Origin of the sequence: Psychroserpens burtonensis DSM 12212, from assembly GCF_000425305.1 — a bacterium.
In the GTDB taxonomy this organism is placed as follows: domain Bacteria; phylum Bacteroidota; class Bacteroidia; order Flavobacteriales; family Flavobacteriaceae; genus Psychroserpens; species Psychroserpens burtonensis.
In genome coordinates this window covers 74,658-98,124 of the sequence record NZ_KE384346.1, presented here as the reverse complement: position 1 = coordinate 98,124, position 23,467 = coordinate 74,658, and the positions used below count along the sequence as shown (strand labels likewise).

21 protein-coding genes are annotated in these 23,467 nt (G+C 34.3%); 8 read left to right on the top strand and 13 right to left on the bottom strand.

The features are described from left to right. Positions 1-9 precede the first annotated feature (9 nt). Genes nosZ through H593_RS0115905 form a run of 3 tightly spaced genes read right to left on the bottom strand, consistent with a single transcriptional unit; the run spans position 10 to position 3,092 of the window. Positions 10-1,980, bottom strand: coding sequence for a Sec-dependent nitrous-oxide reductase (nosZ, locus tag H593_RS0115915; RefSeq protein WP_028873327.1), 1,971 nt, complete (start codon positions 1,978-1,980; stop codon positions 10-12). A 26-nt stretch (positions 1,981-2,006) separates the two neighbouring features. Then, complete coding sequence (locus H593_RS0115910) at positions 2,007-2,582, bottom strand: fasciclin domain-containing protein (RefSeq protein ID WP_028873326.1); 576 nt, start codon at positions 2,580-2,582, stop codon at positions 2,007-2,009. A gap of 6 nt (positions 2,583-2,588) precedes the next feature. Next, positions 2,589-3,092, bottom strand: coding sequence for a c-type cytochrome (locus H593_RS0115905; RefSeq protein WP_028873325.1), 504 nt, complete (start codon positions 3,090-3,092; stop codon positions 2,589-2,591). A gap of 199 nt (positions 3,093-3,291) precedes the next feature. Here H593_RS0115905 and H593_RS0115900 point away from each other — a divergent pair, with 199 nt between their 5' ends. Continuing rightward, positions 3,292-6,570, top strand: coding sequence for a WD40/YVTN/BNR-like repeat-containing protein (locus tag H593_RS0115900; RefSeq protein WP_028873324.1), 3,279 nt, complete (start codon positions 3,292-3,294; stop codon positions 6,568-6,570). Positions 6,571-6,591: 21 nt separating this feature from the next. Next, entirely contained in the window at positions 6,592-8,544 is a 1,953-nt protein-coding gene (locus H593_RS0115895; protein WP_028873323.1) for a S9 family peptidase, read from the top strand. Positions 8,545-8,627: 83 nt separating this feature from the next. On the opposite strand, the gene H593_RS0115890 is transcribed toward H593_RS0115895, so the two are convergent. Then, the gene (locus tag H593_RS0115890; RefSeq protein ID WP_028873322.1) at positions 8,628-9,449 is read right to left on the bottom strand and encodes a universal stress protein; all 822 of its coding nucleotides are present in this window, start codon (positions 9,447-9,449) and stop codon (positions 8,628-8,630) included. Between the two features lie 81 nt (positions 9,450-9,530). Beyond that, the gene (hemN, locus tag H593_RS0115885; protein ID WP_028873321.1) at positions 9,531-10,895 is read right to left on the bottom strand and encodes an oxygen-independent coproporphyrinogen III oxidase; all 1,365 of its coding nucleotides are present in this window, start codon (positions 10,893-10,895) and stop codon (positions 9,531-9,533) included. 143 nt (positions 10,896-11,038) lie between these two features. Between hemN and H593_RS0115880 the strand changes: the two genes are divergently transcribed. The 3 genes from H593_RS0115880 to H593_RS0115870 all read left to right on the top strand — a co-directional run bounded on the left by H593_RS0115880 (position 11,039) and on the right by H593_RS0115870 (position 13,078). After that, positions 11,039-11,662 (top strand): superoxide dismutase family protein, encoded by a 624-nt coding sequence (locus H593_RS0115880; protein ID WP_028873320.1) that lies wholly within the window; start codon positions 11,039-11,041, stop codon positions 11,660-11,662. Positions 11,663-11,742: 80 nt separating this feature from the next. Next, a complete protein-coding gene (locus H593_RS0115875) occupies positions 11,743-12,273 on the top strand; it encodes an RNA polymerase sigma factor (protein ID WP_028873319.1) in 531 nt (176 codons plus the stop codon). Between the two features lies 1 nt (position 12,274). Next, positions 12,275-13,078, top strand: a complete 804-nt coding sequence (locus tag H593_RS0115870) for an anti-sigma factor (RefSeq protein WP_028873318.1) — start codon at positions 12,275-12,277, stop codon at positions 13,076-13,078. Between the two features lie 577 nt (positions 13,079-13,655). Here H593_RS0115870 and H593_RS0115865 read toward each other — a convergent pair. The 4 genes from H593_RS0115865 to H593_RS0115850 all read right to left on the bottom strand — a co-directional run bounded on the left by H593_RS0115865 (position 13,656) and on the right by H593_RS0115850 (position 18,586). Further along, entirely contained in the window at positions 13,656-15,890 is a 2,235-nt protein-coding gene (locus H593_RS0115865) for a TonB-dependent receptor (RefSeq protein WP_028873317.1), read from the bottom strand. Positions 15,891-15,903: 13 nt separating this feature from the next. After that, positions 15,904-17,202: a tetratricopeptide repeat protein gene (locus H593_RS0115860; RefSeq protein ID WP_051229785.1), complete on the bottom strand. Its 1,299-nt coding sequence runs from the start codon at positions 17,200-17,202 to the stop codon at positions 15,904-15,906. Positions 17,203-17,290: 88 nt separating this feature from the next. Beyond that, the gene (locus tag H593_RS0115855) at positions 17,291-17,872 is read right to left on the bottom strand and encodes a DUF4331 family protein (RefSeq protein WP_028873315.1); all 582 of its coding nucleotides are present in this window, start codon (positions 17,870-17,872) and stop codon (positions 17,291-17,293) included. Positions 17,873-17,932: 60 nt separating this feature from the next. Continuing rightward, positions 17,933-18,586 (bottom strand): DUF4331 family protein, encoded by a 654-nt coding sequence (locus tag H593_RS0115850; protein WP_028873314.1) that lies wholly within the window; start codon positions 18,584-18,586, stop codon positions 17,933-17,935. Positions 18,587-18,739: 153 nt separating this feature from the next. Between H593_RS0115850 and H593_RS0115845 the strand changes: the two genes are divergently transcribed. The 3 genes from H593_RS0115845 (at position 18,740) to H593_RS0115835 (ending at position 21,515) form a co-directional block, all read left to right on the top strand. Then, on the top strand, positions 18,740-19,927 hold the full coding sequence (locus H593_RS0115845; protein WP_028873313.1) for an LETM1-related biofilm-associated protein: 1,188 nt from the start codon (positions 18,740-18,742) through the stop codon (positions 19,925-19,927). A 264-nt stretch (positions 19,928-20,191) separates the two neighbouring features. Beyond that, the gene (locus tag H593_RS0115840) at positions 20,192-21,211 is read left to right on the top strand and encodes a hypothetical protein (protein ID WP_028873312.1); all 1,020 of its coding nucleotides are present in this window, start codon (positions 20,192-20,194) and stop codon (positions 21,209-21,211) included. A gap of 7 nt (positions 21,212-21,218) precedes the next feature. Continuing rightward, entirely contained in the window at positions 21,219-21,515 is a 297-nt protein-coding gene (locus H593_RS0115835; protein ID WP_028873311.1) for a DnaJ domain-containing protein, read from the top strand. 128 nt (positions 21,516-21,643) lie between these two features. Here the strand turns inward: H593_RS0115835 and H593_RS0115830 are convergent, their stop codons facing one another. The 4 genes from H593_RS0115830 to H593_RS0115815 all read right to left on the bottom strand — a co-directional run bounded on the left by H593_RS0115830 (position 21,644) and on the right by H593_RS0115815 (position 23,463). After that, on the bottom strand, positions 21,644-22,399 hold the full coding sequence (locus H593_RS0115830) for a LytR/AlgR family response regulator transcription factor (RefSeq protein WP_028873310.1): 756 nt from the start codon (positions 22,397-22,399) through the stop codon (positions 21,644-21,646). Positions 22,400-22,462: 63 nt separating this feature from the next. Then, a complete protein-coding gene (locus tag H593_RS0115825) occupies positions 22,463-22,786 on the bottom strand; it encodes a 2TM domain-containing protein (protein WP_028873309.1) in 324 nt (107 codons plus the stop codon). Next, positions 22,786-23,124: a 2TM domain-containing protein gene (locus H593_RS0115820; protein WP_028873308.1), complete on the bottom strand. Its 339-nt coding sequence runs from the start codon at positions 23,122-23,124 to the stop codon at positions 22,786-22,788. Before H593_RS0115820 ends, H593_RS0115825 begins: the two co-directional genes overlap by 1 nt. 6 nt (positions 23,125-23,130) lie before the next feature. Next, entirely contained in the window at positions 23,131-23,463 is a 333-nt protein-coding gene (locus H593_RS0115815; protein ID WP_028873307.1) for a 2TM domain-containing protein, read from the bottom strand. Between the last annotated feature and the right edge of the window lie 4 nt (positions 23,464-23,467).

Genomic DNA, 23,467 nt, shown 5'->3' with positions numbered 1-23,467 from the left:
CTATTTTGCTTATTCAATATCTTCTCCAAGTGACCACTTTAATGGCGTATCAGAATCTACGGCCGATACTCTAACATAGCCTTGCATCTCTTGGTGAAGTGCAGAACAAAAATCTGTACAATAGAAGGGCCAAACACCCACTTGTTTTGGTTCCCAAACAGAAGTTTTAGTTTGCCCAGGCATGACTAGTAATTCTGATGAATTTTGACCTATCATCGCAAAACCATGAGGCACATCAAAATCTTGCTCTAAGTTTGTGATATGAAAATATACTTTATCTCCAACCTTAACACCCTCAATATTATCTGGGGAGAAGTGACTTCTAATTGTGGTCATATAAATATGTACTTCGTTCCCTTTTCTCACTACTTTAGTATCCGCATCAGTTTTAGCAGCATAAGGATGCTTATTATCTTCTAAGTTGTAGATTTTTTGAGAACGCTCTTTAATTAAGTCCGCTCGCATTGCAGCTGCATAGTGAGGTTCACCGTGTGTTGGGAAATCTAAAAGTAATTCCATTTTATCACCAGAAATATCATACAATTGAGCGCTATGCTCTAATTCTGGTCCTGTTGGTAAATACCGATCTTTAGTAATTTTATTCATCGCAAACATATACTTACCTTGAGGCTTACTAGAGTTCCCTCCTGGAATGGTTAAGTGACCAACAGAGTAAAATGTAGGTTGTCTATCTAAAACTTCCCATGTGCCTAATTTCCATTTTACAACTTCCGAAGAAATAAAAAACGTTGTATATGCATTTCCTTTACCATCAAACTCTGTATGCAAAGGACCTAAACCTGGTTGCTCTACAGATCCTGCTAATACATCTTCAAAGTTTAAGATTGGAATACCATAGGCTTCACCAGCAAATTTTTTATTTTCGATAGCATCTAACATTTTTGTAAAAGAGTGAACTGTTAAGTTTGCCGATAATTTCCCATTACCCACAATATATTCACCAGATGGATCAACATCACAACCGTGAGGTGATTTTGGTGTTGGCAAGAAATACACAGCTCCAGGAACCTCAGACGGGTTAACAACGCGTACTTCTTTCTTCATCGTAGACGTTGCAGTATGTGTCTCCTCATCATATACATTATGCGCATAATTAGCTGGCATCATAGTACCACCACCATTATTTACGTATGCTTCAATTTTTTTCCAGTTAATCGCTGCAATAAAATCTTTATCATTTTGTGACGCGTTAACCTCTAACAAAGTACTAGCTTCTTCTGTGTTATAAGTTGTAAAGAAAAACCAACCATGAGATTTCCCACGTCCAGGATGTGATAAATCGTAGTTAAAGCCTGGCATTAGTATTTGAAATTTTATATCCATATTTCCTGTTTCTGGCGCTACGCTGATAAAAGATAGTGCGCCTTGAAAATTACCTTTGTAATCTTTGATTGGCATATCGCGTTGAGGAATAGGAATTGAAAAACGGGTTCCTGCAACCACATATTCTGTGTTTTCAGTTACAAATGATGAACTGTGGTTACCAGCACTGTTAGGCACTTCAATAATTTCAGTGGTTTCAAAAGTTCTAAGATCGATCTTCGCAATTCTCGGTGTATTGTTTTCATTTATAAAAATAAAACGACCGTCAATTTCTCCATTAGTTTGTGAAATATCTGGATGATGAGAATCTCCCCAAGGAATGAATCCGTGAGAGGTATTCAACATCGGTTTTGTTTCTTCTGAATACCCATATCCAGAAGTTGGAAATTGTGAAAATACAGGAATCTCTTTGAACATCCTTCCTGACGGTAAACCATAAACGGTTAAGTTACCACTGTAACCACCAGAGAGAAAAGCGTAAAACTCGTCATGTTCTCCAGGTGCAACATAAACTTTTTCGGCTACATTACTTGCCAACGCACCAGATTTTCCATTTGATGACTTTGCATTATTACAACTCGTAAAAGCTGCAATAACAAATATAAAGGCAATGTTTATTTTTAGTAAATTCTTCATGTGTTCTTACAAATTAAATTAGTGTTTTATTCTTCTGTTGGTGGCAGCAATACTTTATCAATAACATGCACAATACCATTTCCCGCTTTTATGCTCGCTAGTATTTTTGCTCCTCCAATCATTGGTTCTCCATCAACAATTTCTACTTTAACATATTGGTTATTGGCCTGACCTAATTTTTTAAATTTCTTTAAAAAGTCTTTAGAATAGTTTCCTGGTGTAACGTGGTACTTTAATAGGTTAGCTAACGCCTCTTTGCTCTCTGGTTTTAGTAAGTTTTCAACTGTTCCCTCAGGCAAAGCCGCAAAGGCCTCGTTAGTTGGAGCAAAAACCATTAAAGGTCCTGCATTAACTAAAACATTTTCTAATTGAGCAGCTTGTACAGCAGCAACTAGGGTTGTATGATCTTTAGAGCCAATAGCTATACTTAAAACCGTAGTGCTCTCATCATCTGTAATAAAAGCTTGTCCAGTTTTTGTATTAGTTATGGTTTCAGTTTCATCAATTGTTGAGTCATTTGAGGTATCTTTGTTTTTATTCTTGCATGAGCAAACCAATGCTACAAATGCAAAAACAAAAAAGAATTGTTTTATCGCATTCATAATTAATTATTTAAGAGTTCTAAAATATTCTAATACTGCTCTAGCATCTTCTTCTGATAGGTTTTGATTTGCCATAGGAGAACCGTTAAATTCCATTAATAACGCTTTGGCTAAAGGATCCTTTTTCACCATCTCATCTGGATTCAAAATCATATTCATAACCCATTCTGGTGTTCTACGTTCTAAAATCCCTGTAGGTGCTGGACCAATAAACTTTTTATCTGCTCTATGGCATGCAGTACACATTTTTTTATATACATCAGCTCCGTGAGTTGCCATTTTTTGATCTATAACTGCATCTAATGTTATAGACGTAATTGGTCCAATGCCTTTGTTAGTTAAATCTACTCTTTTTGATGCAGGCACTTGAGTTTCCTTGGGTACCTCAACCTTTACTGGAGCTTCTTTTTTCCCAAAAGAAATAGCCTCTTTTTTCTTTTCTTCTTTGCCTCCACAACTTAAAAGTAGGGTTACAAATAATACAGTCATTAGTTTTAGTGTTCTTTTCATTATATATTGATTTATGGAGTAAATTTAGTGAGTTGACATCGCAATACATATGACATTTATCATATATCGGATATATCTATCTTTATTAAATCTTCAACTATATGAGATTGTTGATCCTGTTAAATTTCACCTTTAAACTAAAGTCATGATTTATGGATTCAAACTTTTGCTTATCTTTAAAGCAATCAAACCAAAATAAATGAAAAAATCACTTTCCTTGTTGCTATTATTAGCATCAATCACTCTTCTAGCACAAGACATTTCACTAGACGTATTAAAAAACATGAAACCTCGTAACATTGGTCCTGGCGGAATGTCTGGACGTGTCACAGCCATTGATGTTGTTCACACTAACACCAATATTATATATGTAGGAACTGCTTCTGGTGGTCTTTGGAAAAGTGACTCTGGAGGCATTACTTGGTCTCCAATTTTTGATAATGAAGTAACCGCATCCATTGGAGCAGTTGCTATACAACAATCAAATCCTAGTGTGATTTGGGTGGGAACAGGTGAAGGTAATCCTAGAAATAGTTTAAATGGTGGTTATGGTGTTTTTAAATCCTTAGATGGCGGAAAAACTTGGACTGGCATGGGCTTAAAAAACACACGACATATTCATCGTGTAATTATTGATCCTACAAATCCAGATGTGGTTTATGTTGGAGCTATAGGCTCACCATGGGGAGCACACCCAGAACGTGGTGTTTTTAAAACTACAGATGGCGGAGAATCATGGAACAAAATCCTATTTGCAAACAACAAAACAGGGGTTGCCGATTTAGTCATGGACCCCACAAATCCAAACAAATTAATTGCAGCACTATGGGAACATAAACGTGACCCATGGTTTTTTAATTCTGGAGGTAAAGGCTCTGGTTTACACATCACTCATGATGGCGGAAAAACTTGGAAAAAAATCACAGAAAAAGAAGGCTTTCCAAAAGGTAACTTAGGTCGCATTGGTGTCGCTATAGCGCCAAACAAACCCAATATAATTTATGCACTGGTTGAAGCAGAGAAAAACGCATTATATAAAAGTGAAGATGGTGGTTTTTCATGGACAATGACGAACAAAAAAAGTGATATTGGAAACAGACCCTTTTACTATTCTGAAATATACGTAGACCCACAAAATGAAAATCGTGTCTACTCTGTTTTCACCTATATTAACGTTTCTGAAGATGGCGGAAAAAACTTCAAACAATTGATGCCTGCTTATGGCGCAGATAACGGTGTACATCCAGATCATCACGCTTGGTGGATTCATCCTACAGATGGTAATTTTATGATTGATGGGAATGATGGCGGACTAAATATTACCAAAGATGGTGGGAAGTCATGGCGCTTTATTGGCAACTTACCTGTTGCCCAATTTTATCACATCAATGTCGATAATGAAATCCCGTACAATGTATATGGTGGCATGCAAGATAACGGCTCATGGAGAGGTCCTGCATACGTATGGAGAACACAAGGAATTCGTAATAGTTACTGGCAAGAAATTAGCTTTGGTGATGGTTTTGATGTCGTACCAGATAGAGATGATTCGCGTTACGGTTGGTCAATGAGCCAACAAGGTTATGTGAGTAGATATGACTGGCAAACAGGGAATAATTATTCGGTAAAACCAACACATCCAGATCCAAAAATGGAATTACGTTTCAATTGGAACTCTGCTATAAATATTGATCCGTTTGATAATAGCACACTGTATTTCGGAAGTCAGTTCGTGCATAAATCCACAAATAAAGGAGAAACATGGACTGTTATTTCTCCAGACCTCACCACCAACAATCCTGAAAAACAGAAACAATCTGAAAGTGGCGGTCTTACAATGGATGCTACAGGAGCAGAAAATCACACAACGATCTTGGTCATAGAACCTTCTCCATTAGAAGAAAAGATGCTTTGGGTAGGCACAGATGACGGGAAAGTACACTATACGATGAATGGTGGTGCATCATGGAATGATATCACAAAAAACATCAAAGACTTACCTGCGGGAAGCTGGGTGACTCAAATAAAAGCCTCTAATAAAAATAAAGGTGAAGCATTATTAGTAGCGAATGACTACAGACGTTTTAATTACACACCTTACGCTTACCGAACTACAAACTACGGAAAAACGTGGACTCGCATTGTAGATGCTGAAGATGTAGAAAGCTACGCTTTATCTATAATAGAAGATCCAATAGAAAAAAATCTCTTATTTTTAGGAACAGATGACGGATTATATATTTCTTTCGATGCTGGAAACAAATGGACTAAATGGACTAATGGATTTCCAACAGTATCAGTAAAAGATTTGATTATACATCCCAGAGAACACGATTTAATTATTGGTACGTTTGGTCGTGCTGCTTGGGTATTAGATGATATTCGTCCGTTACGTGCTATGGCAAAAACCAAAGAGCTTATCAATCAAAAACTAGAACTTTTTGAACCACCAACTGCATATCAAGCTGCCTACCAACAACCAACAGGTAGTCGTTTTGGAGCAGACGCTATGTATCATGGTGAAAATAGAGGTTATGGAGCAAGACTCTCTTATTTTGTAAAAATAGATGAGAAGAAAAAAGATTCAGAAAATGAAATAGATAAAAAAGAGGATAATGAGGAAGAAAATTCCGAAGAAAAAGATAATGATACTTCGACTGCGCTAAGTGACCAAGAAACAGATGACACTTCAACAACTGAAAAAGAAGAAACTAAAGTAAAATGGGATTCTATTCACCTTAAAATTTATGATGGAGATCGTTTAATACGAACACTTAAACAAAAGGCTCCTGACTCCACTGGTTTATATAAATGGACTTGGTATTTGGAAGAGGCTGGTGTAGATTACCCTTCAAAACGCATTAAAAAACGCACAAACGAACCAGGAGGTGTGACTGTAAAACCAGGGAATTATAAATTGGTGATGAATTTTGGTGATCAAACTTCTGAAGAGATGATCACTGTGAAATCAGACCCAAGAGTTAATGCGTTAATGACAAATATCAATCAAGTTTATGATGCCTCTAAACAGTTAGAAGGTATGCAACAAACTGCAGCAGATGCTGTAAAACAACTCATTGAGAGCAAGACTATTGCTAAAGACTACCAATCACGTCTTAGTAAATTGGATAAGAAAAAGTACAAAGACGATATAAAAGCATCAAAAGCTATTATTAAAAATATTGACAGTCTCGTTGACCAATTTTTAGGAAAAGAAGATAAGCGCCAAGGCATTACAAGAAATCCAGAAGTTACCATTATGCAACGTTTAGGTCAAGCCAGACAATATGTTGGCTCAAGACAAAATGGGATTACGGCAACAGAAACGACTTTGATAAAAAATGCTAAAGATGCTTTAGAAACTGTATTAACTGAGATCAATATATTTTTTAATGACAACTGGAAACCCTATCAATCTAAAATGGAACAAGTACAGCCTAATCCATTTAAAGAACTAAAGACTTTTAAATTAGATTAACAACACACTAAAACAATCATTATGAAAACAAAACTATTAGGATTATGCTTAGCAATTCTTATGTTTTCCTGTAAAGAGGAAAATAAAGAAGAGGCAATGGCAACACGGGAAATTCAACAGTACACTATTGAACAATTCATGGACAATGAAGCCGTTGGAGGCGGAAGTTTTTCTGCTGATAATAGTAATTTACTCGTATCAAGCAATCGCTCTGGCATTTACAATGTATACACCATACCTACTAAAGGCGGTGAAATGACTGCGATTACAACATCAGATAGCACTTCGGTTTTTGCAGAGTCTTACTTTCCTAATGACAATAGAATGTTATTAAGTGCCGATGGAAACGGTGATGAAATTGACCACCTTTTTGTACGAGATCTAGAGGGTACAATTAAAGACATCACTCCAACGAAAGGTGCTAAAGCACTTTTTTATGGCTGGTCTGAAGATAACCAATATTTATATTATGGTTCTAATAAACGAGATCCTAGATATTTTGATGTGTACAAAATGTCAATCGATGATTATACTTCGGAAATGATATATCAGGATGATACTGGGCTTACTTTTTCAGGGATGTCTAATGATGAGAATTATTTTGCATTAAGCAAATCGTTAAACACCAATGATAGTGACCTGTCTATTTACAATGTCACTACAAAAGAGACAACTAAGGTTAATGCCAACCAGAGTGGCAATTCTTCAGAAGATTTCTCTAAAGACAACTCCACATTCTATTATACGACTGACGATGGCTCAGAATTCGCCTATCTAATGTCTTACAATTTAGACACTAAAGAGGCGACAAAAGTGTTAGAGAAATCATGGGATATTTCGGGAGCTGGTTTTACTTCTGAGGGAAAATACATGGTGGTTTATGTCAATGACGATGGCAAAAACGCCATAGAAGTTTTAGATTCTAAAACCATGAAAGCTATTGATTTACCAGATTTTGGAGATAAAAGTATTACTAGCGTTGGCTTTAGCGATGACGAAAATTGGATGCGTATGTATGTTGGTGGTTCTAACTCACCATCAGATTTATACACCTATAATTTTGAAACCAAAGAACAACACAAACTTACAAATGTCTTAAATGAGGAAATCAATGCAGACGACTTAGTAACTGCAAAAGTTGTTCGTTATGAGTCGTTTGATGGTACTGTTATTCCAGCGATATATTATCTGCCTAAGCAAGCTTCCGTAGAAAATAAAGTACCAGCAATGGTTTGGGTTCATGGTGGTCCTGGAGGTCAAACGCGTCAAGGGTTTAATTCTCTAGTTCAATATATGGTCAATCATGGTTATGCCGTTTTAGCAGTAAATAATCGTGGCAGTAGTGGCTACGGAAAGACCTTTTACCAAATGGATGATCTCAACCACGGAGAGAAAGATTTGCAAGATTGTGTAGAAGGTAAAAACTGGTTAGCGTCGCAAACTGAAATTGATGGTGATAAAATTGGAATTATAGGTGGCTCATATGGTGGGTATATGACAATGGCTGCTCTCACTTACACTCCAGAAGAATTTGATGTTGGTGTCAATTTATTTGGTGTTACCAATTGGATGCGAACACTAAAAAGTATTCCGCCATATTGGGAATCAATGAGAAAGTCGCTCTACTTAGAGTTAGGTGATCCGTTTTCGGCAGATTCTGTGAGATTGAAACGTATTTCTCCATTGTTTCACACGGATAAGGTGACAAAACCTTTAATTGTTTTACAAGGTGCCCAAGACCCTAGAGTTTTACAAGTAGAAAGTGACGAGATTGTCGCTGGCGTGAGAAAAAATGGTGTTCCTGTAGAATATGTTTTATTCGAAGATGAAGGTCATGGCTTCGTGAAAAAAGAAAACCAAATAGAATCGTATAGCAGAATTTTAAAGTTTTTAGATAAACATCTTAAAAAGGAAAACGCTGCTTTAGATGGAGACATTGAAAGCACAGAAATTGAAGTTGAAAAAACGAATTAGTATTGTATTATAATAATTAAAAAAGCTTGAGCAAATTGCTCAAGCTTTTTTAATTTTAGTAAACATCTAAAAGCAAACTAAAACTATATTTTAAATGTAATAACTGGTAATGTTGCGTGATTAGCAACATCTTCAGACACGCTTCCTGAAAAGAAATGTGCTAAACCTTTTCTTCCATGTGTTGGTACAGCAATTAAATCTGCTCCCAAAAGATTGGAAGCATTTAGTATTCCTTTTTCTACAGTATAGTCTGAGGCATAATGTACATCGTTTAACCTATCTAGATTGCCATCTGCTGTTTGAAGGAAACTAGCTACTGTTTTTTCTATTTCCGAAGAACTTTTAAAACCTTCTCCAGGAACATTAACATGTATTAACTTTAAATTGCTAAATAGATGACGAGCCTTAATATAGGGTTCTATCATTTCTTTAGAAAAATCAGAAGCAAATGCAACAATATCAAAATCTAATTTATCAGGTTTTTGTTTAACGACTAGTACAGGAATCTCTGAGTACCTCACTACTTTTTCTGTATTAGATCCTACAAAAATCTCTGACAAACCACTTGCCCCATGAGATCCCATAACAATCATATCTGCATTATGCTCTTCAGCTACCTTTGCAACTTCACTAAATACTTTGAAGTGTTTAACGATTGGTGTTACACTAACACCTTTAAGAAAATCCTTATTTAAGTACTCGTCAAATTTTTGTTCAGCTAGTTTCAAATAGAATACCATTTGTTGGTTTTGGTCCTCACCAGAACTAATCAAGCTTCCTTGATCTAGCTCTAACATGTGTAATACTAAAAGATCCGCATTGTTTCGTTTTGCTAAAATAGCAGCTGTTTCTAATGCATATTCAGAATATTGAGAGAAATCTATTGGTACTATTATCTTATCCATATTATTATTTTTGATTGTATATGAGTTAATATAAAGGTTTTAATAACTTATCAAAACATTTAAAACTTATTTAACATTGATTTAAACAGTCATAGAAAACAATCTTGTTTTAGGCTGTTTTCTTTGGAGTAAAACATCAAAAGCCATACAAACATTTCTGATATACGGTTGTCCTTTTTGTGTAATTTTAATGCTTTCTTTTTCAAATATAACTAAACCATCAGCTTCCATTTCTTTTAGTTTAAAAACAATGTCATTTAATTCATCGATAATAAGCGATTGATTTGTCCAACTCGTTTCAAAATGACACATCAAATTTAAAATATGCTGTCTAACTATAAGATCTTCTTTAGTTAGCATATGTCCTCTATAAACTGGAATAATATTTTGTTCAATTAAATGATAATATTCTTCAATTCCTTTTACGTTTTGAGAAAACCCATACCAACTATCACTAATGGATGAGACACCTAAGCCAATCATTGCTTGTGTTTTTGAAGCTGTATAACCCATAAAATTACGATGTAATTTATTAGTTATCATCGCCTTATATAAGCTATCTGATTCTAAAGCAAAATGATCCATTCCAACTTCATGATAACCCGCTTTACTTAACAAGGCTTTACCAACTTCATATTGTGCTCGTTTTGAAGCTCCAGAAGGCAAATTGGTTTCATTATAACCTCGTTGACCATTTCCTTTAATCCATGGGACGTGAGCATAACTATAAAAAGCAATTCTATCTGGCATCAATTCTTTAGTGAGCTCTATCGTTTTAGAGACATGAACTTCCGTTTGGAATGGCAATCCAAAAATGATATCGTGACCAATTGAAGTATAACCAATTTCTCTAGCAGCCAATGTAGCTTGCTTTACATTTTCAAAAGGTTGGATGCGATGGATTGCTTTTTGAACCGTCTTATTATAATCTTGAACACCAAAACTTACTCGAGTAAATCCTAGATTATAAAGTGTTCGCAAGTGTTTCTTTGTAGTATTATTTGGATGACCTTCAAAACTGAATTCGTAATCATCTGCTAGATTAGCGGTTCTTAAAATGCCTTTTATAAGTAATTCTAAATTTTCCGAAGAAAAAAATGTAGGTGTTCCTCCTCCAATATGGAGTTCTTTAATTTTTGGTCGTCCTGTTAATAATTCGCGATATAAACTCCACTCTTTTAAAACCGCTTTAATATACGGCTCTTCAACGTTATGTCGTTTAGTAATACGCTTATTACAACCGCAAAATGTGCACATACTTTCACAAAACGGTAAATGAATGTAAAGACTAATACCTTCAGAAATATTACTTTCGTTAAAGGATACTGAGAGTGATTCTTTCCACTTTTTGAGTGAAAACGATGCATCGTCCCAATACGGAACAGTTGGATAACTTGTATAACGAGGTCCAGCCACATTATACTTTTGAACTAATGACTTGCACATACCAAAACAATTTATGTCAAAGTTACAGCCATAAGTGTTGAAAAAACATGACATATATCATCTATATAAAATAAGTTGAAAAATTTTTAATCGCTTTAAATATTGAGTATCTTTCAACATAAATTTTACTAAAAATCATACCGATGAAAAAATCAATTTTATACATTTCAATTTTAACTTTAGGCTTAAGTGTATCCTGTAAGTCTGACAAGAAGGAGGTCCCAACACAGGAGACTACAGACGTAGAAATAAAAACTGAGGAAAACGTTCAAAATAGAGCCACAGCTAAAGAAGAACCTGCCTATTACGCAGATGATAAAAAAGTAGTATTAACTCTTGAATCTAAGAGTGAGAGTACTGCTACTGGAAATATTGTATTTACACAAGATCAAGGAATTGTGACTATGATTGCCGTACTTGACGGATTGACAGAAGGTGAACACGCTATCCATATTCACGAAAAGGCTGATTGCTCATCTAGTGATGGAAAGTCGGCTGGAGGGCACTGGAATCCAACTGCAGAACCGCATGGTAAATGGGGAGATGCTGCTGGTTATCACAAAGGTGATATTGGTAACTTTAAAGCCAATGCAAAAGGACATGGAACTATTACCAAAATTACAGACGCGTGGTGTATTGGTTGTGGCGATGAAACAAAAGATATTCTAGGTAAAGCTATAATTGTGCATCAAGGTACAGATGATTTCACATCTCAACCCTCTGGAGCTGCAGGAACTCGTGTAAGCTGTGGTGGTATTATTCAATAAGATTACTATTTTAAACAATTGAGTTATTTACAAGTTTTAAAACATCTTATTTTTAAACCTCATAGTGCAACACATATTTTATGGATTTAGATCAATTGGTACGAGATTTTCAAAAGCAAGACGAAAGAGCTTTTGAAAAATTATACCATATGTATAGTAATAGCATGCATGGTGTTATTTACAATATTGTGAGAGATCACGAGATTGCTGAAGAGGTTATGCAAGACGTGTTCATAAAAGCATGGCATAAAGCAGATTCTTATAACTCAAGTAAAGGACGTTTTTTTACTTGGATTTTAAATATCGCAAGAAATGCTGCCATAGACAAAACAAGATCAAAAGCTTATAAAAATTCTGGGAAAAACCTTAATGCTGAATTTTTCGTAGATATTTTAGAAACCGCAGATAGCTTAAACGACAAAGTTGACGCTATAGGCATTGAAAAATACGTGAAAGCGCTAGGTGAAAAATGCAAAAAAATTATTGAATACTTATACTTTAAGGGGTATACTCAGAAAGAGACGTCAGAAGAATTAGACATTCCAATAGGAACAATAAAAACTAGAAATAGAAATTGCATCAAAGATTTGAGAACAATAGTATTAAAATAAGATGGATATAAAAGCATACATAGAATCAGGAATACTCGAGCTTTTTGTTGCTGGCCAATTAAGTAGTCAAGACAATAAAGATGTCCAAGACCTTATGCTTAAACATCCTGAAATATTACAAGAGGTTCTAGAAATTGAATCTGCCATAATAAAACTATCCTCTGCCATGTCTCCTGGTGACAACAAACATTTGTTACAGCTCATAAAGGACAAGTTACAAATAGGTGGAAAAGAGGTAAAAGTAATTTCAATTGAAAAAGCGAAATATAACTGGTTAACCTATTCAGGATGGGCTGCAGCGCTTATCGTTGGTGCAGGATTATTATGGACGGTTAACCAAAACCAGCAATTGGAAATGCAGGTCTCTGATGCAGACATTGAAAAAGCATATTTAGAAGTTCAGATTGAAGCAGCAAAAACTGATTTAGCAGTCAAAGAAAACTTACTAAATGTGCTTCGAGATAGAGATATTATTTCTGTACCATTAGGAGGTCAAGGTGACTTTGCAAATACTTATGCAAAAGTATATTGGAACAAATCAAATAATAGCATTTACCTAGATGCCCAAGGTTTACCAAACGCGCCAGAGGGTAAGGTATGGCAAGTATGGTCATTAACCCTAAATCCTTTGACTCCAACAAGTCTTGGTATTATTGACAACTTCAATGATGACGACAACAAAATCTTTAACATAGCGAATACTAATGAAAGTCAAGCATTTGCTATCACCCTAGAACCTGCTGGAGGTAGTGAATCTCCAACTATGGAGCAACTTCATACTTTAGGAGTGGTATCGCAACCTTAAAAATACAGTTGATTATATTGAAAAGCGCCAGACTCAAGTTTGGCGCTTTTTTTATAGCAATAAATCCTAAACTTAATATTCATAACCGCTTAAAAAGCCTATTATTTGGACTTCTTTTAAGCTCTAATCGTTATATATTTAACGTTCTCTGTTCAAAGGTATTGAACTCATTTTAATCCCATAAATCTTTAAAGCTCTACTAAGACAACATATTAGTTCGAAAAATTAAAGTCGCTTAAAACGAAATTATGCATTTTAAATCACTGTTACAGAGCGACAGCCAATAGCTTATAGCCACCTACTCAAAAGAATAAACCAGTCTCTAAAACATTAAAAAAAAACGATAACTAAAATCTAAATAAGCAACTCATTCTGATAGGTCGATTTTAAGAGTGTACGTCTAGTAACCGCAAAAGAAAACACCCGCTAACAAACTAGAAGCAGGTGTTTTCAACTAACAAAAAACTCTAAAATACCACATCTCCACATGGTAAATTTTTAAAAACTAATCCATCAATTTTATGTCAGTTTTAACACCAAGTAATTCCCTCAAACCATCGGTATTAATTTTAAAAACTTAAAATCTATAACTGATACTACCCTTAATAAAAAAGGGAGTTCCAGGTGTAAAATGAATTTCTTCAACAGACTGCGCTTCGTTTTGTAAACGAGATTCTGTCGCAAATTGCGTTTCATTCCATTCTACATCAAACATATTCTCTATAACAAGACCCAGAGTGATATTATTAAAGGTGTAATTCGCATTGAAATCGGTTACAAAATAACCTTTGGCAATTAGACTATTATCGTCATTAGCTGGCCTGTCATCTATGTATCTATATCTAATTCCTCCAGAAAAACCATTAAGATTATTTACAGATAAACCTCCTGCCATCGTAAAATCTGGAGCTAATGGGATGAAATCTTCACCAGCTACTGCTTCTAAACTCCTCGCTTTAGTGTACGTCGCATCTGTATCTAAAAACAACCAATCATTAAATTGATAACGAATACCTAAATCTATTCCAAAACGCTCTGTTTTACCACTAGGTTCTACAATCCCTGCATCTCCAACATAAACGAATTCTTGCTCTAAAAACAAATACCATAAAGCTGTGTTTACTACCAATTTCTTGGTTGGTTTCCAAACATCTCCAACATCTAATCCATAAGCTCTAGGTAAAATATCTTCGCCTAAGTTAGCCACTACAACTCTTGTGTCGTTAGAGTGAAAACCAATTCCTGATTTCACATATAATTGTAAATTGTCTTTAACGTCGTAAAAAAAGTTCAATTTCGGACTTACAATAGTTTTAGTTTCTGCCTGTAACGTATATGCTGTTTGTAATTTGTCGTTGTATAACATTTTAAAGTAATCTAAACGTAAGGCTGGAGCAATAGTAAGCTTGCCAAACTCGAACTCTGCTTTAACAAATGCATCCATATTAGTTTGGTTGATATCACCTAATGAAATATTTTCTAATGTCGTTCTTCTATTTAATGTTCTTGACAATTCTACATCATCCACGATATCATGTCTAAAACCTAGACCTGATGTCAATGTCATTTCTGTTTTCCCTAAGAAGGTATTGTAGGTTATTGCAGTGTTCACTCCAAAAATCTGACGGTCTTCCTTTTGCCTAATTTGATCTCCATTGATAGGGTCTTCTAAAAAGAATGTAAAATTAGAATACAGCTCAAAGGCGTAACGAGAGTAAAATGCATTAGACTTCAATGTCGTTTTATCAGAAATACGCTTACTAAACTCTACATTAAGATTTGTACGCTCAGTTTCTCCTCCTTCTGTATCGTCAATAGCTCCAAATCTGGTGATGTTTCCATTATCAACTTCTCTTTGCGGTATTTGTCCTGACGCATCCCATCGACTTGTAAAATGTGACGCACTTAAAGACAACTTATCGTTTTCAGGTGTGTATATCACATACTTTCCGAAGATATTAAAACGACTAAAATTTTGTGGTGACTCAAACGGACCATCGGTAGAAATAAATTCTGTAGCGATGTAAGCGTTTTGATTCTTTGTGTGTTCTAGAAGATTGAATAGTCCTAAAGTTCTTAAAGAATTAAAATCTCCTACTGACATTGAAATCTGACTATCTTTTATATAATCCCTCGTAGAAAAACCCACGTAACCAGCAGTATTAAAATCGCCTTCTTGCGCATAATAAGGCCCTTTTCCGAAGTCAATCTTATTTACCGTTTCTGGAATTAAAAAGTGTAAATCGCTGTACCCTTGTCCATGAGCATGAGACACCATGTTTACAGGTATACCGTCAACAGATATGGCAACATCTGTTCCATGATCAACATCAAATCCTCGCAAAAATAATTGCTCTGCCTTACCACCTCCCGCATGTTGACCAATAATTAAACCGGGAACTTTACGCAAAACTTCTTGGGTAGAATTTACTGGACTGGTATTTAAATCCAATCTTGAAATCGTACTCAAGGCATTTAGTTCTTCAATAATCACCATCTCTTCTAATTGAAAGGCTTTTTCTTCTAATACAAGTAGTATATTGATTTCAAAATTTCGAGGTTGTAATACCAAAATTTTATTTTGGTAGCCCAATAAGCCTACTTTTATTGTATCTCCTATTTTACTGTTTTTCAAAATAAACATGCCATTTTCTTCGGAATGTGAGTGACTTTGAGAATTAATATTATAAATATATACAGCTTCTAACGGCTGTTCAATCTCATTTGTAATTTGACCTTTAATATCTTGACTATAGGCAGTACTTGCCAAGACTGCTAATATTAGCAGTATAATTATTTTTCTATAATTCATGATATTAGGAGTTTTACAGTTGATTGATTTTATCTTCCATACTTGGTCCTAACTCATATAAACTAGCCAATAACTCCTTTTTTAAAGGCTTAAGGTCTTCAGTCTTTCCTGTCGCTTTATAAATCTCTGCCACATGATACAATGTTGCTGGTTCATACGTTTTATTTATAATATGTTTCTCTACAATTTGTAATGCGTCTTCTAGATTTCCATTTTTAAAATATGACCATGCTAATAAATCATAAGACTGTGGTGTTGGTCTATTTTCTATTTCGGTTTTTGCAATCGCTATGGCGTCTTCAAGTCTACTATTTTCGTCTATATATAAAAGTACGTTATACTTATTATACATGTCTCCATAGGCTTTATTTTGCATAGCAGTATGATAGCGTTCTAATTGAGATGTACTCATTTCTATATCGCCTTTATAATGTGCAATTTCAGACTTAAGCAAATAATAATCTGGTGCTTTATAGGTTTCGGTTACTGTATTTAAAATACGAAGTGCTTCGTCAGGATTTTTCTCATGTGAATACACAATCCAAGCAATTCCTTTTTTTGCATAAGCGTCATTAGGATCAATCTCTAATGCCTTTAGAAAATGATTATATGATTTTTCAATGTCACCAGAATGACCATAAAAATCTGCTATATTAGTGTATGACCATAGCTTTAAGCTTTTCAAATTTGAAGACTCAGCGATTGCCATGGCTTTTTCCATATATTTTATAGCTGCATTAAGATTTCCTTTATGATCACTCCATTTAGATAAACGAATGAGGTAATCAAAATCACTGAAATTCTCAATAGTTTCAAGATAGGATTGTGCAGCAGAGTAGTTTCCTAACTCTAAGTGCACATCAAATAACATTTTACGCGTTTCTTGCAAATTTCCTTGTAAAGCCTCTGCTTTTTCTAATAATTCTAAAGCTGCTTTGAATTTATGTTGTGAGATATAATTGTAGGCTAAACTTTTTAAATATGAAGGGTTATTATATTGTGTAATGTCGTTAACCTTTAATAATTCTTTTTCAGATTTTTTAAGATATTCAACCTCTCCAGTTGCCGAAAAATACTGAGTATATGTGGATGCCAATTTGCTGTGATAGCCATATTGGTTTGGTGTTTTTTCTAATTTATTAGACCAAAATATTTCGTTTTCTTTTACTCTCTCTAGCGTTTCATTTGTAGAAATATCGAGATAAGCATTATAGTCTTTTGTAGCTGTAAGTTGTTTCTTTGAAGTTGAGTTGCAGTTAGTCAATAGAACTACTGCCAGTACTGCAATTAAATAAGTGTATTTCGAGCTCATATTAGTGTGCTTTTTGAGTGATTATTTAGAGTTATAAAAAAATTCTGAAATGAGCTTGTTAGAAGCCCATTTCAGAATAAGAAACTTATTAATGAGGTGTTGCTAAGTAAGGAAACGAAGCTAAAAATGATTTATCATTACCATCTACATTATCATCTGTCAATCCTGGGTTATCAGTACCCATTGGCCCACCAAATATCAACAATAACTCTGTTGAAATAACATCATCTGCTAGCGTACGACCTGTTAGTACATTTGTACCATCAAAAAATGTTGTGGTCCCTACTAATGATACTGTCAACACATCTGTTGCTAATGCCCCTGTAAACTGTTCGGCATTAAAACCTAAGGCATTTGTATACATAGGATCTGCGTGTGCAGGATTTAAAGCTTCTAATTTAGTTTGAAACTTAGTTTGAAATGCAACACCTTGGTTAGAAGGTACCGTGACGTTGAACGTGTCTTTATCTCCCATACTTACAAATACGGTATTAATAGCTGGTCGTCCCATTTGGTCTTCCTGAGCATACACACCTGTAAAGTTCGGTTCGGTTGTTCCGTTTGTTCCTGTTGGCCCTGTCGGTCTGTTATCGTCATCATTACTGCAGTTTACTGCTGAAAATGATACTAGCAATGCAATTGCTGCTAATTTTATATTATTTAATTTCATGTTCTTTGTTTTTTTAAATATTTAATAGTTTGTTGTTCTTCGGAAATAAGAAGAATGACCTTACTGTTTTCTTTTAGATTCTACCCAGATATTAACTGAATCTCCAGATCCAACAATAGCTTTTGGCAATTCTACTACTATAGACATTACATTTGTACCAGCGAAACTATCTGTTCCTGGGCTGCTAAACATTGTTTCGTTACCAGCGATGATATCTCCAAAACGGAAAAAGTCAAAGTAGAAAGGATCATCTCTTGGTCCTGCAAAAAAGCTCATACCATTATTCGTTTCAATAATTGCACTCGCCCCATAAGCCGTAATATCAACTTCATTTTGAACAGCTATATCTGCTAAAATAACACTGTTTAAGCCAGGTTGAGAAGGCGCAATAGGTCCAAAGAAATACATTTTACCATCTCTAGGCGTTGCCTGGATAACGAGATCTGCAATTGCATCTCCATTGTTATCAATGTTGAACTCTACCAATACATTTTCATCAAATGCGGCACCATCAGTATCTGTAGGACTAATTAGTCCTTGTACGTTAGCAACAAACACGATGTTGTCGTTGTTTTGACCTTGAAAGCCATAAATGTCTGTGATATCACTTGTACCACCAGCAACTGCAGGAGCATCAATATGATCTGCTGCGATTGCGAAAAAGCCGGCCATTGTTATGACTGCAGCTCCAATTAAAATTTTAGATTTTTTCATAATACTTTTGAGATTTTTGTTAATTTATTATTTGTCTCTATTCTACCTACGCAAAAAACATAAATGCGGTTTTATTTTTATTTCAATAATTATCAAAAACTTATAATTGTTAAAAGAATAAAGTAACTTTACAACGGCATTAAAAATGAAGAAATGAACCCATCTACTAGTGGTTGGATAGAGAAATTTTGTTCTCAATTATTAAAAAACGGAATTCCTTTTGAGCACTATAACTCACTGTATACCAACCTTAAAAGTTATGGTTTTATTTATGGAGTTAATGTTAACGTTACAGATAATATTGAACAGATTCATAAATATTCTGAAGACGAATTAGCTAAAGTGAACCTCATCACTGGCTTATTTCATGTGTATTATTTTAAAAATAAAAAAGTCACTACACAAGCGTTTTTAAAAGCACTATTGGCATTTTATAAAGGTTTAGAAGTCTCAGATTTATCGCTTTGGGATAAATTGGTTATTGGTAAAAGCGAAACTTCTATGTTAGAGCGATTAATTCATGACCGCATCCAAATAGATGATAATTTACTGACTAGAAACTTCAATAAATCAATAACCAACTCGTTACTTTTTGTTGATGTTTTAGCTTTTGAAGCCTACTTGACAAAGGATTTAGACCCCAAAACTTACGCCGCTCATCTAGAAAGTATTATTGTTGGTACCTTATATAAGTCTTTAAACTCTAAAAGTAAGATTACAGATTATGATAAAGAAATTGTTAATATCATAGAATCGTCGGCATCTAACATGGATGCTGATGATATAGACACAGAAGATCTTATCTATGATATAGATTATGATATGGATTTGAATGAGAAAAAATACCTTTTAGATTTAATATGCTTATCTGTTTGGGACGATGAAATACTAGAACGTTCCGAGTATCAATTCTTAAAACAGTTGACAAAACGCTTGGATATGGAAATTTCTGAAATACAGGATTCTATTTTATCTGTATCACACTTTCATAGAGAACATAAAAAGGAAGTTTTATTATTTGAACAAAGTAATCCCCTTGCAAACTTTTACGAGAATTCGTCTCAGCTTGTCAATAAATTAATTAGACGAAACAGTAAACGATTAATCAAAGAAGTGCGTCAAAGTAAAGACTTGATGTTGCTAATCACAAAGTCTACACATTCTGAGCTCAGTAAAGAGGAACAAAAGCAAATGCAAGCTCAATTGCTTGATACCTTAAAAACAATACCAAGCTTAGCCATATTCATGCTGCCTGGTGGGGCTATTTTATTACCAATATTCGTCAAACTAATTCCAAACCTATTGCCATCTGCTTTTGACGATAATAGAATTGAAGACTAATTTATGACTTCACAAATCTTATGTTAGCATTTTAAGGATAGATTATCCAATCTTAACAAAAACCGACCTACTCGTAACACATTAAATAACGTCAAGGTTACATTTAAGTTTAGCAGCTATCCTTTAGTTTTTAAAAACTAAAACTTATATTAGGCTTGGGTACCTATTTAAGTAGATCAGTCGTTTTAGAGTTTTAGTGTAAAAAAACGTAACATTTTAACTTAAAACTCGTCCAATAGACAACTGTATAAAAGCGAGATAGGCATGACTAAAACTTCTACATTTCAAAAAAATACAATAGCTTTTATAATCCCATTAGCGCTTTTAATACTATTAGTATTTCTAACCAATACCAGTTTATTTTCTGTCCATCAAAGTTTCCTATCCCCCTTTGTGACTATTGATTTTATGATTACAATTCCAATCCTATATTTCTTACTCATTAGAAAACGAAGTATCTCAAATGTTACAGTAGCGCCTTTTCTAATTCTATGTATTGTGATTGCGTCCTATACCATTCCTTCAGAAAACCAAGACCTACTCAGTCTATCTAAAACTTGGTTAATCCCTATCATAGAATTAAGTGTATTAGCTGTTATTATAATTAAGGTTAGAAAAGCGAGAACCCTTTATAAAACATCGGTAAATTATCATCAGGATTTTTATAGTGCTTTAGTAACGTATTGCGCATCGTTATTCCCCAAGAACGTGGCCAAATTAGTAGCCAATGAAGTAGCACTCATCTATTACGGTTTTTTTAATTTCAAAAAAACCATATTAAAAGACAATGAGTTTTCTAATTATAAAGGGTCTGGTATTTTATCAACCCTTAGTGCATTGATTCTCGTTGTTGGTATTGAAATGATTACCGTTCATATTATTTCAGCAAAATGGAGTCCCACTCTAGCTTGGGTTCTTACTGGTTTGAGTATATATTCTGCACTTCAATTAATTGGCATTATTAGATCGGTACCTAAAAGACCTATCACTATTAACGAACACCATCTACAATTACGCTTTGGCATCTTAAGTGAAACTACTATTCCTTATGACGCTATTGATCGCATTGAAATAATAAATTCATCAGATTTTGACAAGGAGAAAGGCACGAAAACGTTATCTCTTTTAGGAGAGTTAGAACAGAGCAATATTGTGATTTATTTAAAATCACCTCAACAATTAGACTTTATCTACGGAAAGCCAAAGACATTCACTAAATTATTACTTTTTGTGGATGATAATCAAAACTTCAAATCTAAAGTAGAAGCTTACTTTTCAGAATAATAAAATCATGGAATTAACAAATTACTATGATGTATTAAAGATTGAAAAAATAGCAGATTTAAATACAATTAAGAAAGCATTTAGATATCATTCAGATAATAATACATCTGAAGGAGCTAGAGCACATTTTGACTTGCTAGTTGAAGGTTTTGATATGTTATCAAACCTAAAAAAACGTGACGCTTATGATAAAATGCTTTTTTCTACTGAAAACAATAAATCCGTAATTATTCATGAGCCTAGACTGGAAGAACAGTACCGAGATTGGAAAAAAGAATCTGAAACAAAATCTGAATGCTATTAGAATAGCGCTCTCAGTGAATTACTAGTACTTGATCTGTTCTTAGACGTTGGGTTTAGTGGTCTACTTTCCGGCACAGAAGACTTACTTGACGGTTTAGGAGATTCTTTAGGTGATATCTTTGATGTTTTTTAAGACAACCACTCTTTAAAATCTTTTACGCGTTCTCTAGCAACAATCACGTCGTGCTCTTTATAAGTCTTCAATTTAATTTGAAGTCTGGAGTTCGTATAACTCACCATATCTTTAATAGCATTTACATTGACGTAAAACTTTCTACTAATTCTAAAAAATTTGTGAGGCTCTAACTCGTCTTCAAGTTGCTCTAATGTCGTGTCTAGCAAGTAATTTCTACCTTCCGAAGTAAACGCATAAGTGCCTTTGTTTTCACTGTAAAAACATTCTATATCATCGATATTAATCAACTTTAAATGCTGACCAACTTTTACCGAAAACCGTTTTTTATACTCGCGCTCTATAGGATTAACCAATAACTTCTTAATATCATCAAAATCTAAAGTAACCGACTGTTGTTGTGCTACACGCCCATTATATTTTGAAACTGCTATCGCCAAATCATCTTCGTCAATTGGTTTTAGTAGGTAGTCAATACTATTCAATTTAAAAGCTTGAAGCGCATATTCATCATAGGCTGTTGTAAAAATCACTGCAGATTTAATGTCAATAGTTTCGAAAATCTCAAACGATAAACCATCACTAAGTTGAATGTCTAAAAATATCAAATCTGGATGTTCATTATTTTGAAACCACGCGATAGATTCTTCTACAGAATGCAACATGGTCTCTGCTTCCATATCTAATAAGGTCAACATTCGTTGCAAACGTCTTGCTGATGGTTTTTCGTCTTCTATGATGATGATACTCATTTATATAGATTTTTCTGATGGGTTATTAATTTAATTTTGATACGTTGTGATGCTATATTATAATTATTCGTAACGGTCAATCTCATTAGAATCTTTATCCATAAACTCTTTGATTTTCTTGCTTTCCCAATTTTTACCAAAAATCAAACTTGGTAAAAATACAGAACCAGCATGTGATAATAAACCTATTCCCCAAAAAGAGAATGTGATAAAATTTCGCCATTGAAAATAGCTTTCACCATCCTCTAAATTTTCAATATTGATATAAACAAAAACTAGATTCACTACTATATAAATCAATGCATGTGTGTAAAAGCCTTTAATTCGTTTTACGCGTTTAGCTGCAATTTGGTAGCGTTCTTTATGATAAATTCTATTGTTTTCCATTATTCCCAATTGTTTGTATCCTTGTCCATCAACTCTTTAATCTTACGCTCTTCCCAATGCTTTCCAAAGAAAAAACTTGGACCAAAAACACCCATAAAGTGAAATGCTAGTCCGATTCCCCAAAAAAATGCTGTAGAGAATGTTCCGAAGCTAAAAAGCCGTCCACCACTAGTAGTTATCAAAATGATTAGGAATAAATTCACAATCACATAAGATGCTAGGTGCCAATAAAAACCCATGATAGCTTTTACTTTTTTCTGAGCTCTTAAATAGGCTTCTTCTTTTTCCCAAGCTCTTTGAGCCTTATTATTTCCGAAGGGTTCTATATTGTTTTCCATGATATTTTATTCTTTCTGATTTAAAATACGTTCTTCCTCTTCCATACATTCTTGAAGCTTTCTTCTTTCCCAGTTTTTGCCTAAGAAGTAATCAAACCCAAAAACTGAAAATGCGTGAAATGCTATTCCTATTCCCCAGATTAGCCAAATAGCTACTGTTCCAAAGTCAAATAAAGCTTCCTGCAATGTTTTTCCTTCATCTAAATCATCAATGATCTTGATAGTAGTTATGGTTGTATTAAAAACAAGATAACCCGTGAAATGTAGATAAAACGCTCTAAGATTATCTACTTTATCTTTTACTTTTTTATAGTTGTGTGCTTTTGTAAATTCTTCCATGATA